This is a genomic window from Streptomyces calidiresistens (genome assembly GCF_014141525.1).
In the GTDB taxonomy this organism is placed as follows: domain Bacteria; phylum Actinomycetota; class Actinomycetes; order Streptomycetales; family Streptomycetaceae; genus Streptomyces; species Streptomyces calidiresistens.
In genome coordinates this window covers 1-2,876 of record NZ_VKHS01000701.1, presented here as the reverse complement: position 1 = coordinate 2,876, position 2,876 = coordinate 1, and the positions used below count along the sequence as shown (strand labels likewise).

Annotated in this window: 3 protein-coding genes; 1 reads left to right on the top strand and 2 read right to left on the bottom strand. The window is 77.5% G+C overall.

The features are described 5' to 3' along the window. Window positions 1-26: 26 nt before the first annotated feature. Window positions 27-1,064 (bottom strand): LacI family DNA-binding transcriptional regulator, encoded by a 1,038-nt coding sequence (locus FOE67_RS21675; RefSeq protein WP_182666519.1) that lies wholly within the window; start codon window positions 1,062-1,064, stop codon window positions 27-29. Between the two features lie 187 nt (window positions 1,065-1,251). On the opposite strand from FOE67_RS21675, the gene FOE67_RS21670 reads away from it, so the two are divergent. Next, complete coding sequence (locus tag FOE67_RS21670; protein WP_182666518.1) at window positions 1,252-2,283, top strand: ROK family protein; 1,032 nt, start codon at window positions 1,252-1,254, stop codon at window positions 2,281-2,283. Here FOE67_RS21670 and FOE67_RS21665 read toward each other — a convergent pair. After that, window positions 2,264-2,851: an NUDIX hydrolase gene (locus FOE67_RS21665; RefSeq protein ID WP_182666520.1), complete on the bottom strand. Its 588-nt coding sequence runs from the start codon at window positions 2,849-2,851 to the stop codon at window positions 2,264-2,266. The two genes, FOE67_RS21670 and FOE67_RS21665, sit on opposite strands and share 20 nt — an antisense overlap. Window positions 2,852-2,876: the final 25 nt, after the last annotated feature.

The window sequence follows — 2,876 nt, the reverse complement described above, 5'->3', positions numbered from 1 at the left end:
CGCCCGCCCCGCTCGCCCCCGCGGGCTCATCCCCCCGGCGGGGGCGGCCCGGTACTGCCGCGCGACACCAACCGGGCGGGCTCGGTCTCCACCCCGGGCCCCGGGGTGCCCGGCGGACCCCCCTCCTCGATCAGCGTCAACAGGGCGGTCGCCACCCGACCCCCGTAGGCCGCGATGTCCCGGCCCACACAGGTGAGGGCCGGGCGCACCACCCGGGTCAGGGGGGAGTCCTCGCCGGCCACCACCGACAGGTCGGTGGGGACGGAGAGGCCGAGTTCGGCGGCGATCGAGAGGCAGGCGACGGCCGGGATGTCGTGGTCGAAGAGGATCGCGGTGGGGCGGTCGGGAGCGGTCAACAGACTCCGGGTGAGCCGCGAGCCGTCGTCGTCGGGACGGTCGGTGTGCGCGATCCGGGGCGCGGGCAGTCCCAGCTCGGCACAGGCCTCCCCGAGTGCGGCGTCGCGCAGCGCCGTCCGGACCGGGCCCTCGGGGCCCGCCACCCGGGCCAGTCGACGGTGCCCGACATCGGCCAGGTGCCGCACCGCCTCGCGGGTCCCGACCGCTTCGTCCGACCACACCGCCGTCAGCGAGCCCGCCGCCGACGGGTGCCCCGCCACCACGGCGGGCAGGCGCAGCGCCTCCAGCACCGGAACGCGGGGGTCCTCGCGGTGCGGGTCGACCACGATCACCCCGTCCACCCGGTCCTCGGCCCACCAGCGGTGGTGGACCTCCGTCTCCCGCCGGTGGTCGGGGACGATCTGGAGCATCAGGGCGTTGTCCCGTTCGGCGAGGACGGCCTCGATCCCGCCGATCAACTCCATGAGGAACGACTCGACCCCGACCGGGGGCGAGGGGCGGCACATGGCCAGGCCCACGGCCCCGGCGCGGGAGCCGGTGAGGGCCCGGGCCGCGCTGCTGGGGTGCCATCCGAGCTCGGCGGCGATCCGTCGGACGGAGGCCCGGGTGTGCTCGGAGACCCCCGGCCGGCCGTTGAGCGCGTAGGAGACGGCAACCTTGGACACGCCCGCCCGGCGGGCGATGTCGGCGATGGTCGGACGTTTCACCGGGGCTCTCCCATGGTCAACCCGTGTCCTGTGCGGGCAGCTTACCGCCGGCGGTGGTTCCCGGGCCGGGCCCCGGGCGGTCCGGGGTCCCGCCGGCCGGCGTTGACAGGGGCGCGGACGGGAACGTAGCGTCGGGCGACTTAATCGGTTAAGTGAGCGGGGGCGCTTCCCCCTTCCGGAGGCCACGGTGGACACCGCAGGAACGACGGACGCGGAGTACCACGGGACTCCGGCCGGCACCACCGGGACGTCGGCAGACGCCCCGGCGACCGCGACCCGGGGACGTCCCGCGCCCGCCCTCGCCCTCGACATCGGGGGCACCAAGTTCGCCGCCGCGGTCGTGGAATCCGACGGCACGATCACCGCCCGCACCGAGGAACCCCTCACCGGCCCCGGCTCGGCCCCCATGGCGCTGCGCACCGTGATCGCCCGCGTCCTGGACCGCGTCCCCGGCGGCCTGCCCTGCGGGGTGGGCATCGGGTCCGCCGGGCCGCTGGACCCGATCGCGGGCACCGTCAGCCCCGTCAACATCCCCGACTGGCGCGATCACCCGCTGCGCGACGAGGTGGCCGCCATGTTCCCCGGCCGCCCGGTCCGCCTGGCGGGTGACGGTCAGTGCATGGCGCTGGGGGAGTGGTGGCGCGCCCCGGACCGCGACCGGGTGCGCTCCCTGCTCGGCGTCGTCGTCTCCACCGGCGTGGGCGGGGGGCTGGCCCTCGACGGCCGGGCCCACGCCGGGAGCAGCGGGAACGCCGGTCACATCGGGCACACCGTCGTCGACCCCGCCGGCGAGCCCTGCCCCTGCGGGGCCACGGGCTGCGTGGAGACCGTCGCCAGCGGACCCTCCATGGTCCGCCGTGCCCGGGCCGCCGGATGGAGCGGTGCCGACGCCCGCGAACTGGCCGCCGCCGCCCGGGCCGGGGATCCGCGCGCCCTCGCCGCCTTCGACGGGGCGGGGCGGGCCCTGGCCCTGGCCCTGCTCAACACGGTCGCCGTCCTGGACCCCGACCGCGTGGTGATCGGCGGGGGAGTGGCCGCCGCCGGCGGGGTCCTCATGGATCCGTTGTACCGATGGCTGGACGAGCTGGCCGGTCTGCCCTTCCTGCGGGGTCTGCGCCCGCTCCCCACCGCCCTGGGGCGGGACGCGGGGCTGTACGGCGCCGCCGCCCTGATCCACCGGGACCGGCCCGCGGCCTCCCTCACCGCCCCCGACGCCTGAGGGCCGACGGCCCGCCCGCCTCCCGGTGGGGTCCTCGGGCCACCCCACCGGCCAGGCGCCGCCGGCCGGCCTCCATCAGGGCGACCACCGAGGCGTCCGCGACCCCGGCCACCTCCGTGTGGTGGAACCACCGCACGTCCAGGGACTCCTCGCCGCACACCGCCGGGGCGTCCGGCGGGGCCACGGCGAGGTACTGCACGTCCAGGTGCGGGGCGCAGGGGGTGCGATGGCGGTCCAAGCGGACCGGGTCCGGCAGCAGCCGCAGGTCGGGGATGCCCGACTCCTCGGTCGCCTCCCGCAGCGCCGCCGCGGCGAGACCGGTGTCCCCCGGCTCGCAGTGGCCGCCGGTCTGCAACCACATCCGCAGCTTCCGGTGCAGGGTGAGCAGCACCCGGTCCCCCGTGGGGTTCACCACCAGCGCCCCGGCGGTCAGGTGACCGGCCGCGCAGGCGCGCCGCATCGCGTCGGGGTGCGTCCCCAGGTGTTCGAGATAGGCGAGGCGCAGGGCCTCCTGCTCCCCGTCCGGGGCGGGCCAGGCCCCCAGGACCCGCACGGCGTCCTCCCGCAGCGGGTCCCGCCCCCGGTCCCCGCCG